This window comes from Arthrobacter sp. UC242_113 (assembly GCF_044054585.1).
In the GTDB taxonomy this organism is placed as follows: Bacteria; Actinomycetota; Actinomycetes; order Actinomycetales; family Micrococcaceae; genus Arthrobacter.
Genome location: NZ_CP171968.1, coordinates 2571805 through 2587788 on the forward strand (window position 1 = coordinate 2571805; position 15984 = coordinate 2587788).

At 66.9% G+C, this 15984-nt stretch carries 12 protein-coding genes; 2 read left to right on the plus strand and 10 right to left on the minus strand.

Annotation, left to right across the window (positions count from 1 at the left end; genetic code table 11):
- Positions 1 to 28: 28 nt before the first annotated feature.
- Complete coding sequence (locus ACHMXB_RS11665; RefSeq protein WP_395398482.1) at positions 29 to 574, minus strand: YceI family protein; 546 nt, start codon at positions 572 to 574, stop codon at positions 29 to 31.
- 145 nt (positions 575 to 719) lie between these two features.
- Here ACHMXB_RS11665 and ACHMXB_RS11670 point away from each other — a divergent pair, with 145 nt between their 5' ends.
- Positions 720 to 1169, plus strand: coding sequence for a MarR family winged helix-turn-helix transcriptional regulator (locus ACHMXB_RS11670; RefSeq protein ID WP_395398483.1), 450 nt, complete (start codon positions 720 to 722; stop codon positions 1167 to 1169).
- Here the strand turns inward: ACHMXB_RS11670 and menD are convergent.
- On the minus strand, positions 1166 to 2845 hold the full coding sequence (gene menD, locus ACHMXB_RS11675) for a 2-succinyl-5-enolpyruvyl-6-hydroxy-3-cyclohexene-1-carboxylic-acid synthase (RefSeq protein ID WP_395405244.1): 1680 nt from the start codon (positions 2843 to 2845) through the stop codon (positions 1166 to 1168). The two genes, ACHMXB_RS11670 and menD, sit on opposite strands and share 4 nt — an antisense overlap.
- Positions 2846 to 3110: 265 nt before the next feature.
- Between menD and ACHMXB_RS11680 the strand changes: the two genes are divergently transcribed.
- On the plus strand, positions 3111 to 4199 hold the full coding sequence (locus ACHMXB_RS11680) for a LacI family DNA-binding transcriptional regulator (protein WP_395398484.1): 1089 nt from the start codon (positions 3111 to 3113) through the stop codon (positions 4197 to 4199).
- Positions 4200 to 4229: 30 nt separating this feature from the next.
- On the opposite strand, the gene ACHMXB_RS11685 is transcribed toward ACHMXB_RS11680, so the two are convergent.
- From ACHMXB_RS11685 to ACHMXB_RS11720, 8 genes are all read right to left on the minus strand, one after another.
- Positions 4230 to 5639, minus strand: coding sequence for a glycoside hydrolase family 32 protein (locus tag ACHMXB_RS11685; protein ID WP_395398485.1), 1410 nt, complete (start codon positions 5637 to 5639; stop codon positions 4230 to 4232).
- A 22-nt stretch (positions 5640 to 5661) separates the two neighbouring features.
- A complete protein-coding gene (locus ACHMXB_RS11690) occupies positions 5662 to 6567 on the minus strand; it encodes a carbohydrate ABC transporter permease (protein WP_395398486.1) in 906 nt (301 codons plus the stop codon).
- An 8-nt stretch (positions 6568 to 6575) separates the two neighbouring features.
- Positions 6576 to 7544 carry a carbohydrate ABC transporter permease gene (locus ACHMXB_RS11695; RefSeq protein WP_395398487.1) on the minus strand — a complete coding sequence of 323 codons (969 nt, stop codon included), beginning with the start codon at positions 7542 to 7544 and terminating at the stop codon, positions 6576 to 6578.
- On the minus strand, positions 7541 to 8962 hold the full coding sequence (locus ACHMXB_RS11700) for an extracellular solute-binding protein (protein ID WP_395398488.1): 1422 nt from the start codon (positions 8960 to 8962) through the stop codon (positions 7541 to 7543). The genes ACHMXB_RS11695 and ACHMXB_RS11700 overlap by 4 nt, the downstream gene beginning before the upstream one ends.
- Positions 8963 to 9248: 286 nt before the next feature.
- Positions 9249 to 11333: a PhoX family protein gene (locus ACHMXB_RS11705; protein WP_395398489.1), complete on the minus strand. Its 2085-nt coding sequence runs from the start codon at positions 11331 to 11333 to the stop codon at positions 9249 to 9251.
- Between the two features lie 260 nt (positions 11334 to 11593).
- Positions 11594 to 12592 carry an o-succinylbenzoate synthase gene (locus ACHMXB_RS11710; protein ID WP_395398490.1) on the minus strand — a complete coding sequence of 333 codons (999 nt, stop codon included), beginning with the start codon at positions 12590 to 12592 and terminating at the stop codon, positions 11594 to 11596.
- Positions 12593 to 12631: 39 nt separating this feature from the next.
- Positions 12632 to 14023, minus strand: a complete 1392-nt coding sequence (locus ACHMXB_RS11715) for a sensor histidine kinase (protein ID WP_395398491.1) — start codon at positions 14021 to 14023, stop codon at positions 12632 to 12634.
- Positions 14016 to 15590 (minus strand): BTAD domain-containing putative transcriptional regulator, encoded by a 1575-nt coding sequence (locus tag ACHMXB_RS11720; RefSeq protein WP_395398492.1) that lies wholly within the window; start codon positions 15588 to 15590, stop codon positions 14016 to 14018. Before ACHMXB_RS11720 ends, ACHMXB_RS11715 begins: the two co-directional genes overlap by 8 nt.
- Between the last annotated feature and the right edge of the window lie 394 nt (positions 15591 to 15984).

Here is a 15984-nt window from a genome sequence, read left to right on the forward strand (position 1 = left end):
GCGCGTCAGGACTCAGGGCGCCGGCACGTCAGTTGCCAGCGGCGCGCACCACCACCACGTTAAAGTCCAGGTCAAAGTAGCGGCCCACCCATCCTTTTGCCCCCGTGACACCGAACGAATAGCGGTCCAGGTGGTCCGCCCGGGCCAGCACTTGGATGCGGTCGGGATTTCGGACTTCCCAGGACGAGACCGGCAATTGCACGGGAGTGACAACCCCATGCATGGCCACCGTCCCGACGAGCACAATCCCGCGTTCGTCCTCCCGCACCCCGGTGGAAGCGAACTCGATGTCCGGAAAACTGGCCACGTCCAACAGTCTCGGACCGCGGACATCACCATCCCGCTTCGCATTGTTTGACATAAAGCTTGCTGCGGCGATGGTGGCGGTGGCGCGGCAGTCCGCAAGCAATTCGCCGATCTCCAGCCGCCCGGACGCAATGCTGAATTTGGCGCGCACCTTGCCCAAGCCGAACATGTGCCGGCTGGTGTAGGTGATGCCCGAGCGGACACCGTCGATGCGGTAGGTTCCGGCGCTAGGGATGGAAAGGACTTTTGTCTCTGGCTGGCTGGTCATGGCCGTATTCCTTTGGACTTTTGCCGGTATCCCCCATGCCGGTGAATTGCTGATGTATCATCAAGTCTGGCTGATATCATGCTGATACGTCAACAACTTTTGCTCACCTCGTACGAAAGGACCGCCCGTGCCAAAGCCTCGCTGGTTGAGCAAGGACGAGGAGGAGGCGTGGCTCGCTTACATCCTTTTCAGCCGTCAACTGGCCGCCGGGATGGAGCGGCAGCTGGCCGGGAGCGGTGTCTCCGGCGCTGATTACCAGATGCTCGCTCCGCTCGCTGAAGCCGGAGCCGCAGGCATGCGCCCCCGGGACCTGGGATACAGTGCAGGCTGGGACCGCAGCCGGCTTGCGCACCAGTTGGGACGCATGGAGAAGCGGGGACTTGTCACCCGCGAGCCGGCTGCCGACGATGGGCGCGGCACGCTGGTCCGACTCACCGAGGCCGGGCGGGCTGCCTTGAGAGCGGCATCACCGGGCCACGTCGAATGGGTCCGGGAGAACTTTCTCTCGCTCATGACTCCCGAGGACCGTCGGATGCTCGTGGCCCTTTCCGAACGGGTGATGGCCAAACTCGAACCCGAGTCACATGCCCCCTAACCCGCGAGGACTCCCGCCGCCGCTTCCGCCACCGCAGCCTTGATCCTGCCGTGCAGGGCGCGGAGTTCATGCCGGCCCGTGCGCACCTCGATGATGGTGCGTCCCGTGAACGGTGCGGCCAGCGCCTCGGCGAGACCCGCCGTCGTACTCACCGAACAATGCCCGACGCCGTACGCCGCGGCAAGTGCCGCGAGGTCCACTGAGTGCGGGGTGCCGAAGAGGCGTTCGACGGCGTCCCCGTAGCCGCCGGCCTCGGCGACCGCGCCGTGCTCGAGGAGGCTGAAGATGGCCCCGCCGGAGTCGTTGAGGACCACGATGCGCAGCTGCGGCTGTTCCTCGCCGGCACCGAGGAAGAGCCCGCCGGCGTCGTGCAGGAAGGTGACGTCGCCGAGCAGCAGGGTGGTCTCCTGGTGTCCGCCGAGGGCGATGCCGCTGGCGGTGGAAATGGTGCCGTCGATCCCGGCCAGGCCCCGGCTGGCGAAGACCGTGGTGGCCGGTTCCGGTGCGGGCTGGCCGGCGAGGTCGACGTCGCGGATGCCGTTGGATGAGCCGAGGACCAGCTGGCCGCGGGCGTTCTGCCAGACGAGCGAGCCGACGGCTGGACCGGTCGCCGCCTCCGCCGTGGCAAGTATGCCGTCGACGGCATGCTGGGCAGCGGCGCCCGCGAGCAGCCAGGCGTCAAGCCACGCAGCCGAGCCCCGGCCAGCGAACTCCGCGAGTTCAGCGAGGCTAGCGATCGGCGTTTCCCGGCGCCGACCCGGCTCGTACCAGGCAACCGGCACCGGTTCATACAGTGCTGCCGGGACGTCCGTCCGGGCCAGCAGCGCTGACACCGGCCGGGACAGCGTGGGGCGCCCGAACACCACGGCACGCTCGATCGGCAGCGCCGAGTCCGGGCCGAAGTGCTCCAGCAGCAGGCGGTACGGTCCCACGGCGTTGGGGCCGAAACGGGAGTTGGACGACGGCTCGGCCAGCAGCGGCAGTCCGTGCGCGCGGGCGAAGGCCTCGGCGACTGGACCGGCGTCGTGCCCGGCAAGGACCACGGTCCGCCGTTCCGGAAGCTCAGCCGGGGCGGGGTCGAGGGTCATGGTGAGCGGTTCGGTGCCGATCCGGAAGGTCCCGTGGCCGCGCTGTTCCGGCAGCCGCTCCCCCGCCGCGGGCACCAGCGGATCACGGAAAGCGAGATTGAGCTGGACCGGTCCCGGCGGTGTGTCCTCGAAGGCCCCGGTGGCTGCGGCAAGCGATGTTTCCACCGCACGCTGCGGGCTCTCGCCGGCGGGCACATCGACGGCGAAGCGGACGTGCTCGCCGAACAGGTCAAGCTGGATGGTGGTCTGGTTCGCGCCCGTGCCGCGCAGCTCTTCCGGCCGGTCCGCGGAGACCACTACCAGCGGGACGGCGGCGTGGTTGGCCTCCATCACTGCGGGGAGGAGATTCCCGACGGCGGTTCCCGACGTCGTCAGCACAGCTACCGGCGCGCCGGTGGCCAGGGCCAGGCCAAGCGCGGTGAACCCCGCCGAACGCTCATCGATGCGCACCAGCAGTTCAACTTTTCCTGCTGCCGAGGCCTCTGCCAGCGCGTAGGCCATGGGGGCGGACCGCGAGCCCGGGGCTACAACGACGTAGCGGATGCCGCCGCCGAGCAGCGTGGCAACGGCAATCCGTGCGGAAGCCATCGACGTCAGGGCGGGCTCGGGGTTGGCCGGGGAAGCTGCGGGTTGCTGGTCCTGCTCCGCAGTGCCAGCAGGGTCTGCAGGCGCGCCGATGGTATAGGCAGAAGGCTCGGTGGGATCCGGTGAAGTCACCAAACCAGTCTGCCACCAACCGACGCTCCATCACGTCCTGCCGCTTATCCACCAACGCGTCCTCACGTCCTGCCGTCTCACACGAGTTAGGTAAACTACAGCACAACAGAGAGTTTTCCACCGCGAGGATCAGCCCATGAACCGCAAGGCCACCGCACTGGACGTCGCCAAGCTGGCGGGCGTCTCCCGCAGCGCCGTGTCACTGGTGCTCAATGGGCGGGGTGACGGCAACGTCGCCTTCGAAAGCCAGCAGCGCATCCGGGAAGCCGCCGTGGCGCTCAACTACTCCCCCAACAAGATTGCCCTGAGTCTGCGGAACCAGCAGTCGCGGGTCATCGGGATCGTATCGGACCAGGTGGTCACCAGCCCGTTCGACGGCAACATCATCGCCGGGGCCGACGCCGTCGCCCGGGAACACGGCTTCGTCACCATCGTGATGGACACGGAGCTGGACGAATCCCGGGACGAGAGCGCCGTCGAAACCCTGCTCGACCGGCAGGTGGACGGGCTGATGTACGTCACCGTGGGTCTGCGCCCCCTGCACGTGCCGCCTAACATGGCCCGAGTCCCGTCGATCCTGGCCAACTGCTTCGATGACCGCCCCGACTCGCGCCTCCCCGCGGTCATCCCGGACGAGGTCAGGGGCGGCCGGGAAGCCGCCGAGCACGTCATGGCCCTCGGCCACCTGGATATCGCGTTCCTCGCCGGCGACTCCCTGACGCCCGCGGCCCCCCGCCGCATTGAGGGCTACCGCGAGGCCTTTGGCGCGGCAGGCGTGCCGGTGAACGAGGACCGGATCCTCCAAGTGGGCTGGGACATCGACGCCGGATTCCACGGCGCCATGAAATTCCTCGACGGTGTCGAGCCGGCCGTGCGGCCCACCGCGATCCTGTGCGCCAACGACCGCCTCGCCATCGGCGTCGTCCTCGCCTGCTACCGGCTCGGCCTCAACGTCCCGCAGGATGTGTCCGTCATGGGCTATGACGACGAATTCCGCGTCGCCCAGGCCATGGTCCCGGCCCTCACCACCATGGCCCTCCCGCTCCGCGAGATGGGCGCCGCCGCCATGACAGCGCTGCTCGCCGAGGTGGAAGCGGCCCCGGACAAAACGGACGACGGCGGCAAGGCCGCTGACGCTCTGGCGGCCGGTACCAGCGCCGAGGCCACCGTTCCCTGCCGGCTGGTGATCCGTGATTCCACCGGGCCCGTCCCGGCCGGGCGTTAATTCCCGGCCGGGCATAAGTCCCGACTGCCGTCAGCCCTGGACCGGCGGCTGCTCCAGTGCCCGGACATCCGCCACCGCGCCGGCTGGAAGGTGCAGCTCCCATTCCTCCCCGGCAGCAGGGTAGGCGCGCAGGGTGGTGGCCACGGAACCTGACCGGTAAACCTCTACCAGCGAGGCATCCACGAAGATCCGCAGCTCCTCCCCGGGCTCGAGGGCCCCGCGGAAGACCATCTGGCTGCTGCCCTTCCCGACGAGCAGGAGTTCGACGGCGGCGTCCCCGCCGGTCGCCCCAGCCGTCACCACAGCTTCAGCGAACGGAGGCACCACAACGGTGCACCGGGCCGCGCTGGCGACTGGCACACCGCGGTAGCCCGCGATCTCGGGGGCGGGGCTGACGGCCAGCGCACCGTCCACTACGGAGAGTTCACGCGGGAAGGTCAGGACGCCGGCCCAGCCAGCGGCGTCGATCTCGTCCTGGCTGCGCCCCCGGCGTCCGTCGCGTCCCGGCCCTTCATTGGCCCAGCCCCAAAGCAATACCCGGTCCTCGAGGGCAACAATCTGCGGAGCGTAGAAGTCGCGGCCAAGATCGGACTTGCCGCCGCTGCGCGGAGTGAACACCGGCAGGCCGGTGGCCGGGTCCGCGGTCAGCGAGCCGATCAGGTGGCCCACTCCGTTGGCGTGCTCGTGTGCGTCCCCGGAGAGCCAGAGCGAGAACATCATCAGCCACGTCCCGGAGTCAGTCCCGGAGTCAGAGGAAGTGGCGCTATCCGGCACCCGCACCAGCTGCGGGCACTCCCAGATCTCGGCAGGCGTGGATTCGGCGGCCACGGGATTTTCCGAAGTCAGCCAGACGCCCTGGTACTTCCAGTCGGACATGTCCTCCACCGTGTACAGCAGCAATGCGGCGTGACCGTTGGCGAGGCCTGCGCCCTGCATCGCGTACCGCTTGCCGTTGAACCGGAAAATGAACGGGTCGCGCACCGCGGTGACCTGCCCCCCGGGCATAGAAGCCGCCACGTGGCCGGTCTGATCCCAATTGACCAGGTCCTCCGATCCCCGGGCGATGACCACCTGTGAGTGGCCCCCGTCCCCGCGGACGCCGGAGTACGCCGCGGTGGGAACACCGCCGTCGTCCGTTACCACGCCGGTCCAGCAGCCGTATTCGTCCGGGCCGCCGGGCTGGGGCCGCAGCGCCACGGGGTGTTCCTCCCAGCGCACCAGGTCGGCTGAGCTCACGTGGCCCCAGGCGATCCTGTGGTGCCGGGCCGAGTCCGGGTTGTACTGGAAGAACACGTGGTAGCGGCCGTTGATGTGGCTGATGCCGTTGGGGTCGTTGATCCAGCCCTGCGCCGGGCGGGGATGGAACCGCGGGAAGGCGGGGTCGGTGTGGGCGGCGGCGACGTCTTCGAAACGGACGGCGGCGAGGTCCGGGGAGGGCATGGTGGGCCTTTCGGTGAGTAGGTTATTTTCCGGTGCCGGCCGTGAGGCCGTCCTGGAGGGCGCGCTGGCCGAACATGAAGACCACCAGCGCCGGGATCATGGACAGCACCACGCCTGCCAGCACCACAGAGATGCTGCCGGTGCCAAGGTTGCCTTGAAGTGACACAAGCCCCAGCGGGAGGGTGAAGTTCTGCTCGGAAATGGTGAGGATGAGCGGACGGAAGAATTCGTTCCAGTGGTAGTTGAACGCGAGGATTCCGACGATCGCCATGCCGGGCATGGCCAGCGGCGCATAGATGGAACGGAATGTCCGCCACGGGGAGGCGCCGTCGATCGAGGCGGCTTCCGCCAGCTCGGCCGGGAGCCCCATGAAGTACTGGCGCATCAGGAACGTGCCGAACGCCGTAGGAATGGCCGGCAGGATCAGCGCCAGCAGCGTGTCCGAGAGGCCCATTCCGCGGATCAGCATGAAGACGGGGACGATCGTGACCTGCACGGGCACCATCATGGTGGCCAGCACGATCGAGAACAGCGCTCCGCGGCCGCGGAACTTCAAGTGCGCGAACGCGTAGCCCGCCAGCGCTGCGGAGATCATCTGGCCCACCGCGATCAGTCCGGTCACCAGGGCGCTGTTGAGCACCAGCAGGAGAATATTCAGTTTCTGGAACACTTCACCGTAGGACGTGAAGTCGGGATCCCACGGAATGAACGACGGTGGCAGCTTGAAGGATTCCGACGGCGACCGCAGCGACGTGGACAGGGTCCACAGCACCGGGCCCAGCGTCAGAGCGGCGGCGAGCAAAAGCAGGACGATGCGCAACGCGAAGTTCCAGCTGAACCTGCGCCGGCTGGGCGATGTTCCGGGGAGGCCCTGCGACAGCTTCGGGGAATGCCCGGCGGCCAGAACGTGATCTGTTGAGGTTGTCATGGCTGGCCTTACTGGTAGAAGACGAATCGTTTGCTTAGCCGGAACTGCGCGGCCGTGATGGCCATGATGATCAGGGTGAGCAGCACGCCGATGGCCGATGCCTGGCCGAATTCGAGGCGCTGGAATGCCGATTCGAAGATCACCATGACGGCGGTGCGGGTGGAATCGCCGGGGCCGCCGCGGGTCAGGACGTACGGCTGGTCGAACACCTGCAGTGCGTTGATGATGGCCATCACCGAAGCCACGAGCGTGGTGGGGCTCAGCAGGGGCAGCGTGACGTGCAGGTGCTTGCGCCAGCCGGTGGCGCCGTCGATGGACGCCGCCTCGTAGGTCTCCACCGGAATGGAGGCCAGGCCGCCGATGAACAGCAGGAAGGAGAACCCGAAGTTCTGCCACACGTACACCAGGACCACGACGGCGGCGGACCCTCCCGGTGTGGTCAGCCACGGCACCGCGGGAATGCCCACGAGTGACAGGAACCAGTTGACCACGCCGAACTGCTCGTTGAAGAGGTACCGCATGAAGATGGAGACGGACGCCGCGGACAGGATCAGCGGGAAGAAGAACGCCGAGCGGAAGAACACGCGGAGCCAGGCCGGCATTTTCTCCTGCACCATGACGGCGAGTGCAAGGGCGAGGCCCAGCTGGAGGGCCACGGCCACCACAACGAAAACGATGGTGTTCAGAAAGGACACCCGGACGGTGGGGTCCTGGACCACCTCCGAGAAGTTGTCGAAGCCCACGAACGACGGCGCCGAAATGATGTCCCACCGGAAGAACGCCAGGACCACGGAGGCCACGATCGGTACCAGGGTGAACAGACCCATGCCGAGGACGGTGGGCGCCAGGAAGATCCATGGCAGCCAGCGCTGCCCCTGCTTTCCGGTGGACGCGTGTGTTGCCGGCGCAGCGGCTGCGGTGCCCGGCCTGCCCCGACGGGCTTCCTGGTCTGGCCGCGGCGGTGTGGTGGTGCTCATGACTGCCTCCTCAGGGCCAGTTCAAGGTCGCGCTGCATTGAGCCGAGGGCCTGTTTCAGCCGCTGTTCGTCGCCGCTGACAGCCAGCGAGACGTTCTTCATCAGGGCCGTTTCGACGGCGGCCTGCTGCGGCGGTGCGGGGATGGGTCCGGTGGTGGGGAACTTGTCCAGGGTGTCGTAGAAGACCTTCCAGTGGGCGGGTCCCTTGCCGGCGTAAAGCCGCTCGTTAACCATGGAACGCCGGGCCGGCGTCGTAACGGGGTTAGGGAAGATCAGCTCCATCGCCTCGCGGCTGGCACTGAACTTGATCCATTCCCAGGCCGCGTCCTTGTCCTTGGCGGTCTTCATGATGGCGTAACCCGCGGTGCCGAACTGGTGGCGCTGGGTCTTCCAGCGCGGGAAGAACTGGACGTCGAAGCCGTTGGCGCCCATGCCGGCCTCGTGCAGGCCCTGCACCCAGTAGCCGCCGGCCGGGGTGGTGCCGATCCGGTTGGAGGCGAACAGGCCCACGAGGGAACTGCCGCCGCCTTCCTCAGGCCTGACCCCGAGCCCGTCCTTGACCAGCCCTCGAAGGTAGTCGAATGACTCAAAGACGCGGTCGTCGTCGGCATTGGGTTCCAGCCACTGGTAGCCGCCCGAGCGGAGGCTGCGGGAGGGGTCCTGGGCGTAGAAGCCGTCCCAGAGCCATTCCCCGCCGGTGGAGCGGGTCTCCTTCAGGAAGCTGGTGTCATTGGCGTAAAGCCACGGAACCACGCCGCCGAAGAGCCGGTTGGTCCAGTAGTAGGGGGTGAAGTCCGAGGTGCGCGCCTTCCGCATGGCGGCGAGGCTGTTGCGGAAGTCCACGTGCGTCCAGTCATCCGCCGGGCGCCCCAGCCCTGCCTGGCTGAAAGCGGTGGTGTTGTAGTACATGTTGGCCGCGTTCCAGTCCATGGGGAGCTGGTACAGGCTGCCCTTGTACATGAAGGCCTCGACCAGGCTGGGGTGCACATCGTCGAAGAACTCCCGCATGTGCGCGGCGTCGCGGCGCACGAACTCGTCCAGCGGATGGGCGAGCTTCTCGGCGAACAGCTGGGCTCCTTCGGTGGCCACGTAGACCACGTCCGGCGGCGTGCCCGCCGCCACCATGGTGAGGATCTTAGTGAAGAAGTCCTTCCAGTCCACGGCCTGGATGGCCTGGACCTTGACCCTAATCTCGGGGTGAAGCCGGGTGAAGGCATCGATGGCGCGCTGCCGCGCGGCGGCGTCCGCGGCGGTGCCCATGATGGCGATGCTGAGGCTGTTGTCCCCGCGGCCCGGAATATCTGTCCCCGTGAGCCGCGGCCACGATGCCACTGTCGCTCCGATTATTCCCGCGCCGAGGGCACCGAGGGCTGTTCGGCGGGTGATTTCCCGCAGGTGCCCATTTGTGGCTCCGGTCATGTCAATTCCCTTCCTAACACGTGTTAGGAACTGTAGGCGACCGACCTAACACGTGTCAAGCGTCACAGAATCACCTTCACCTGCCGCGACTTAACCCCAACGCTCCCTCACCTCCTGCTGCTTAACGCCAAACGCGTCATCAGATCCTGCCGCCCAACGCCAAACGCGTCCTCACTTTCCCAAGGAAAGTGAGGACGCGTTGGCCTAAGAGCGGCAGGATCTGACGGGGCGTCGGGAAAAACCCGACCCGATGTGAGGAAGCGTCTGGTGCAGAACGAGGCGGAGCCTAGGAGCGGAACACCTGGATCACGGCCGGGCGGGGAGCCCTGACCTGGCCAGGGCGGGGAGTCGCGCCGGCGGCAACGTAATCCGGGAAGTACGAGTTCGGTGCCTGGAAGGTGCCTTCCTCGCCCGGGTGCTGCACGGAGACGAAAACGCTGCGTTCGGTGTCGTGGACGATCGGGCCGCAGGTTTCGGCGTCGCGGGGCACTGCCAGGAACTGCTCCACTCGGCCGCGCTCGGGGCCCTCCAGGGTGACCTTGAACAGACCGTCGGCCTTGCCGATGCCGGAGGGGGCGCCGTCGGTGGAGATCCAGAGATTGCCCACAGAGTCGAAGGCCAGGTTGTCCGGGCAGGAAATCGGCGAGACCTGGTCGGCCGGGAAGCCGGAGAAATAGGTGATGTCGCCGGTGGATGGATCCCCGCAGACCATCAGCAGGTTCCACGTGAACTTCCGGGAGGTCTGGTCGCCGGTCTCCGTGATTTCAACGATGTGGCCGTCGCGGTTCTCGTTGCGCGGGTTGATCTCGGTGGCGCCTTCCTTGCCCGCCTTGCCGCGGTCCGAGTTGTTCGTGCACGCAACGTAGACCTTGCCGGTGTGCAGGCTGGGCTGGACGTCCTCGCAGCGGTCCATCTTGGTGGGGCCCACCTTGTCCGCAGCCAGCCGCGTGTACACGAGGACTTCCTCGACGGACATGCCGGCCACCATGGACTTGCCGCCGACCACCAGGGGCAGCCATTCGCCGGTGCCGTCGAAGGAGCCGTCCGAAGGCACGGAGCCCTTGCCGTCGATCTCAGCGGCCGGGGCGCTGCCGGTGAACTTGGCAACGTACAGGTCGCCCTCGGAGAGGAGCGTCATGTTGTGATTGCGGTCGCCTTCGCGGTACTTGGCCCTGGAGACGAACTTGTAGAGGTAGTCGAAGCGCTCGTCATCGCCGGAGTAGGCAACCACGTGGCCGGACTTGGCCACGATCACGTTCGCGCCCTCGTGCTTGAAGCGGCCCAAGGAAGAGTGCTTCTTGGGTGTGGACGTCGGGTCAAACGGGTCCACCTCCACAATCCATCCGAACCGGTTGGTTTCGTTTTCGTAGCCAGCGTTAGTGGCGTTGAAACGCGGGTCGTCCAGCTCCCACTGCCGCGCCGTGGCCTTGTTGGTGAGCCCGTAGCGCTTGTCCGAGGCGGACGTGCCCGGAGCAACGAAGTAACCGTTGAAGTTTTCCTCGCCCGAGAGGATGGTGCCCCACGGGGTGGTTCCGCCGGAGCAGTTGCCCAGCGTGCCGTTGATCCACCGGCCCTCGGGGTCGGCCACGGTCTTGACCAGGTTCGAGCCGGCGACAGGCCCGGTCAGCTCGTAGCGGGTCCTGTTCAGGTAGCGGCGGTTCAGCGGCGCGCCCTGGACGTAATTCCATGGCATGTTCTTGTTCTTGCGCTCCAGCTCGACGACGGTCAGGCCGTGGGCGGCCGCACCCACCGCACGCATCTGCTCGGCCGGCATGCTGGCCGGGAACATGATGTTCTCGTTCGTGTATTCGTGGTTCGCGAACAGCAGAGCGCGGCGACCCTTGCTGCCGGGGATCTCGAGGATGTCCGAGTAGTCGTTGTTGTAGCCGAACTGTCGCTCCTGTGCTGCCGCGGTCTGGTTGCCCAGCTCAAACGCCGGGGCGTCCTTGAAGATCGGGTCGCCCCAGCGGATCACCGGCTGCCACGTGAAGCCCGCCGGCACCGTCACGGCGTCGACGTCGGACGCAATGGCGGGGATGGCGGTGAACTGGAGCTTGGACGCACCCGGGCCAAAACCGTTCTTCGCGGCGGCCGTCAGCCCGGTCCCGCCGTCGGCGACGGCCTTCTCGCCGGAGGTTACGGCACCGCCGAGTACGACGGCGAGGGCACCGGCGGCGCCGAAGCCCAGGGCGGCGCGGCGGGACAACGTGGTGGAGGCAATGTCGCGGAAGTAGCTGTTGGAGCTCGTGTTGCAGACGTCGCCCGCACAGGCGTTGTCGCACTTGAGCGCACAGGTGACAGGGCTGCGCTTGCCTTTGGTGTGGCCGAGCATGGGCAGCAGTGCGAACTTGCGTCCGGAGATTTCAGACATGGGAGAGAGACCTTCCAAGGGTTTAGATGCGGCACCGCCACCCTGTCAGCGAAAGCCAACCGGAAGCCGACACTCGGATGAAGATCCGGTGAACTCGGCATGCGGGTGAGGACGCGTCGGTGAAAAACCCGCAGGAGGTGAGGACGCGTCGGTGAAAAACCCGCAGGAGGTGAGGACGCGTCGGTGAAAAACCCGCAGGAGGTGAGGACGCGTTTGGGAAAAACCCGCAGGAGGTGAGGACGCGTTTGTTTGGGAGGTGGCTAGGCCGGGGCGGGGAGGTGTGCGTACGCGCGGCGGAGCCGGGCGAGCCACCATTCCCGGCGCTCGGAGGGGGCAGCGTACTGCTCAAGCAGCCCCTCGTCGGCGACGGCATCGCGCAGGGCGATGGCGCCGTCGTCGGCCACTAATGGTTCGGTAATCACGTCCGCGGCGAGCAGCGACACCGTTCCCAGCCCGCACGCATAGGGCAGTTCCGGCAGCACGCCAGCGAGCGCGAGCCCGGCCCGGATCCCCACGGACGTATCCAGGGCGGAACTCACGACGGCGGGCATCCCGGCCTGCGCCACCAACTCAAGTGCGCGCCGGACTCCCCCGAGCGGCGCCACCTTCACCACGAGGAGATCCGCCGCACCGGCCCGCGCCACTTTGAGGGGATCGTCTTCCTTGCGGACGCTTTCGTCGGCCGCGATCAGCACCGGCACGCCCGCCGCGCGGAGCCGCCGCCGCACCTCCGCCAGGCCATCGATCTCAGGCACGGGCTGCTCCGCGTACTCGAGCCCGACGTCGGACAGCCGGGTCAGCGCCTGAACGGCAGCCGGAACGTCCCAGCCGCCGTTGGCGTCAACGCGGATGGCAGCGTCCGGAAGCGCGGCGCGGACAGCAGCGACGCGGGCTGCGTCGTCGTCGAGCGTCTGGCCGCGTTCTGCCACCTTGACCTTGACGGCGTCCACGCGGCCGAACCGTCCCAGTATTTCCGGCACCCTGTCAGCCGCGATGGCGGGAACGGTCGCATTGACGGGGATGCTGGTCCGCAGCGGCTCCGGGAACCCGTGCCAGCCGGCCTCGATGGCGGAGGCCAGCCAGCGGGAGGCCTCGGCGTCGCCGTACTCGGGGAACGCGCCGAACTCGCCCCATCCCATTGGACCGCGGAGGAGCAGCGTTTCGCGTTCCAGGATCCCGCGGAACTTCACGCGCATGGGCAGAACCACCACGCGGGTGCTGTGCAGCAGTTCCTCGAGGGGCGGGTACGGGAGAGGCATGGATTCACTGTACCGGCGCGCCCGCCACCCTTCAGGGAGTCAAGCTGAGGGAACGGGTGCCTGTTCGTGCTCGACGGCGGCCGGAAGCTTGGTGCCCCCGACTCCGAAGCGCGCGATCACCGTGGTGCCCCGTCCGGGAGCGGACATCAGCTGGAGCGTGCCGCCGGCCTCGCCGATGGTGTCCTTCATGATGCGCAGGCCGAAGTGTCCTTCCGGCGACCCCTGGCTTTGGTCGAAGCCGCAGCCGTCGTCCTGGATGCGGATCTCCGAACGGTGGCCGTCCTGATGGAGGTGGAGCTCAGCCTTGGTCGCCCTGGAATGCTTGGCGGTGTTGGCCAGGGCCTCACGGGCCACCCGGTAGAACAGTGCCGCGCGGTCCCGGTCCAGCTCACACTGCTCCGGCAGGTCCAGCTCAAGGCTGATCCCGCGTTCCTCGAGCGGGTCACCGAGCCGGGCAAGCGCCCCGGGGAGGCCGAGGCGGTTCAGGTCCGGCGGGTACAGCTCGCTGGTCATGGCGCGCAGGCTGCGGACGTTGTCCTGCAGGATCCGCCGGGCGTCGGAGAACAGCGCACGCTGTCCCACCGGGCTGTGCAGTTCCTCGGACTCCATGACGTAGGACAGGCCCGAGAGCTCCTGGATCACTTCATCGTGCAGGTCCCGGGCAATGCGCTGGCGCTCGAGTTCGGAGGCTTCGATAGCACGGCGCAGCAGGCGGCTTCGGCCGGCTTCGTAAGCCTGGATCCTGCGTGCGAGCTGGACTGCCGGGAACAGCTGCGCTAGCTGCAGGACGGCAAGTGACAGCAGGAACGGCGGGGCCATGCCGAACAGAACGGCAGCCTGCTCCTGGCGGACACCATCGTCGTCGTAATAGCACTCAAAGATCAGTTTCTGCCCGTCGGGAGCCACGACGGGCACGTAGACCTCCACGAGCTCACCGTTTTCGACGTCGGGCGTGTTGACCTCGTCCTTCTGCGTCTCCAGGTTGGCGGGGACGTCCCCGCCGTCCAGGATTTCCTTGGCCTCGTGCGGCAGGTCGAAGGTCTTGCCGATCAGTTTGGGATCTTCAGAATAGACAATGCGCCCGTCCTTATCCCAGAGCCTGATCTCGAACACCGAGGTCTCCCCCATCCAGGGGCGGAGGCGCTCGTCGAGCCGCTCAACGGCGGTGGGGTCACCGGCCAGGACTTCCTTGTCCAGCAGCGGCCCCACCACGTTGTTGGCCAGGTGGTCGGTGGCTTCCTTGGAGTTCTCCAGCGCGTGGCGTTCAGCCTCGGACCAGATCCAGAAAGCCACCGGGGTGGTGACCACCACCAGGGCAACCAGCCCCATCAGCAGGAACCGCCGGACAGCCTTGAAAACCTCGGAATTGTGGTAGGCCGGCGATTCGAATGGGCGGAACAGAGCAGGTTTGCGGAGCGATGGCCTAGCCATTAGATGGCTGCTCGAGCATGCCGCGCCGGGACGCTTCCATGACCGATTCGAGCTGCGAGTGGGTTCCAAGCTTGGCGAAGATCGCCTTCACGTAGCCGCGGCAGGTGTTGAGGGAGATGTCCAGCTTGCTGGCCACTTCCTTCGATCCATGGCCACCGGCCATCAGCCGCAGCACATCCAGTTCCCGGGGCGTCAGGACGGGTCCGCCGGGCTCCACTTCGCGGACCACGGGCGCCGGAGCGGGGGTGGACATGCCCAGCTGGGCCACCAGCGAAGGGTGCACCACCATGTTGCCGGCCCGCGCATAGCGGAGGGTGTCCAGCAGGGTGGACAGCGATCCGCCCTTCGGCAGGAAGGCGCAGATGCCCATGGAGGCGGCGGTCCGCAGCGCTTCAGGCGTCGGGTCGCCGGTGAGCATGACAATCCGGGTGTTCGGGGCGTCAGCCAGGATGCGGGCGGCGGCGGTGAGGCCGTCGCCGTCGGGCAGGTGGAAGTCCATGATCACGACGTCGGGCTTGAGGGCGATGCTCTGCTCCACGCCGCTCTTGGCAGTGGTGGCAGAAGCGACGCTCCGCAGGTCGGGCTCGCGGTCGAGGGCTGCCGTCAGCAGTTCAGTGAACGTGCTGTGGTCGTCGATTGTCAGGATGCTGATTTCCCGGGTGATCTGGGAAGTTGCCGGTGTCTGGGCACCCGAATCTGTGAGGTCCATGTCATCCTCGCTGGCGGCTGTTGCCTGGAGCAGCCGGGCGTGCGCTTCCCGGAGCGGGCGTCCGGGGAGGCAGCCGATCTCCTGGTCCATGACCCGGCGGCAGCGCCCGTAGGCCCGCAGTGCTTCCATGTACTGCCCGGACTCTTCCAGGCCCAGGATCAAGGCGGTCCAGGCGCGCTCGTTGATGGGATCGTCCACGAGCAGTTCGCTGGCGAGGGCCACTGCGCGCTCCGGGTGTCCGACGGCGACGGCAGCTTCCGCGGCCCGTGCCTTGATGCTCGCAACGCGGGCTGAGTGGAGCGAACGCTCTTCCTCTGCCCAGCCGGCCAGCAGCTCATCGCCGAGCAGTGGCACGGATGCGATGCCGAGGGCCTTCTCGAGCAGCCGGAAGGATTCCTCTGGTGAGGCGTGCCCCGCCTGCTTCAGAAGATCATCGAACCGATCGAGGTCCAGGTCAACCATGGTGCGGTCGATCATGTAGCCGCCGGTGACGGTGCGGAGGGCTCCGCCCTTGCCGCTTCCGGGCTGAAGGTGGCGGCGGAGGACGCTGACGTAGCTTTCCAAAGTGGATAGTGCCTCGGACGGCGGCTGGCCATTCCACAAAACTTCGATCAGGTGGTTCTTGGAGACCGGGGTCCCCAGCTTGAGCAACAGGATTTCAAGGACCTGGCGGGGCTTGGGCCCACCAAGCTCGTGGGATCCGATCTCCACGCCGCCGCGGCGGACACGGAGCGGGCCCAGGATGTTGATGGACAACTTCGTCGTTGTTCCACCAGCGTCTTCCATTGAGTTCGGAAGGTACTCCTCGTCGTTAACTCTCCTGGCCCAACGAGTATCTTCTGCAACAGTTTGTACCATTTTGTGCACCTACTATCCCCATGAACTGCATTCCCCATGAATGGCTTGGATTCATACTTGTCACTCGGGCAAGTATGGGCACGAGTAGCGAGTACTCGAATTTCGGCTCGGCCACTACTTGGTTCCTTTCCCCTCAGGCGGGCCACCACCAGGTTGGGGTGACCCACGGCTCCCCTGGAACCTGTTGCCGGGAACGCAGCGCCGCCGCAGACACCAAGTTTTTCCCAAGAACCCGGGGCTAGATTCGAATTACCGCAGTAACAGCGGTGCTATTGCGATCCTCGTCCCCGGAGGACCGCCGAATCAGCGTGAAATGGGTGATCCGATGAGACAGACCATGGCCGGGCCGGGTACAACCAAGTATTCCGAGTACTCGGCGATGAGCGTCTTTGCC

Excerpts from the sequence above, each read along its gene's own strand:
- ACHMXB_RS11715 (WP_395398491.1), bottom strand. The coding sequence starts at position 14,023 with ATGGCTAGGCCATCGCTCCGCAAACCTGCTCTGTTCCGCCCATTCGAA.
- ACHMXB_RS11695 (WP_395398487.1), bottom strand. The coding sequence starts at position 7,544 with ATGAGCACCACCACACCGCCGCGGCCAGACCAGGAAGCCCGTCGGGGC.
- ACHMXB_RS11685 (WP_395398485.1), bottom strand. The coding sequence starts at position 5,639 with ATGCCCTCCCCGGACCTCGCCGCCGTCCGTTTCGAAGACGTCGCCGCC.
- ACHMXB_RS11700 (WP_395398488.1), bottom strand. The coding sequence starts at position 8,962 with ATGACCGGAGCCACAAATGGGCACCTGCGGGAAATCACCCGCCGAACA.
- ACHMXB_RS11665 (WP_395398482.1), bottom strand. The coding sequence starts at position 574 with ATGACCAGCCAGCCAGAGACAAAAGTCCTTTCCATCCCTAGCGCCGGA.
- ACHMXB_RS11710 (WP_395398490.1), bottom strand. The coding sequence starts at position 12,592 with ATGCCTCTCCCGTACCCGCCCCTCGAGGAACTGCTGCACAGCACCCGC.
- menD (WP_395405244.1), bottom strand. The coding sequence starts at position 2,845 with ATGGCTTCCGCACGGATTGCCGTTGCCACGCTGCTCGGCGGCGGCATC.
- ACHMXB_RS11690 (WP_395398486.1), bottom strand. The coding sequence starts at position 6,567 with ATGACAACCTCAACAGATCACGTTCTGGCCGCCGGGCATTCCCCGAAG.
- ACHMXB_RS11705 (WP_395398489.1), bottom strand. The coding sequence starts at position 11,333 with ATGTCTGAAATCTCCGGACGCAAGTTCGCACTGCTGCCCATGCTCGGC.
- ACHMXB_RS11680 (WP_395398484.1), top strand. The coding sequence starts at position 3,111 with ATGAACCGCAAGGCCACCGCACTGGACGTCGCCAAGCTGGCGGGCGTC.
- ACHMXB_RS11720 (WP_395398492.1), bottom strand. The coding sequence starts at position 15,590 with ATGGTACAAACTGTTGCAGAAGATACTCGTTGGGCCAGGAGAGTTAAC.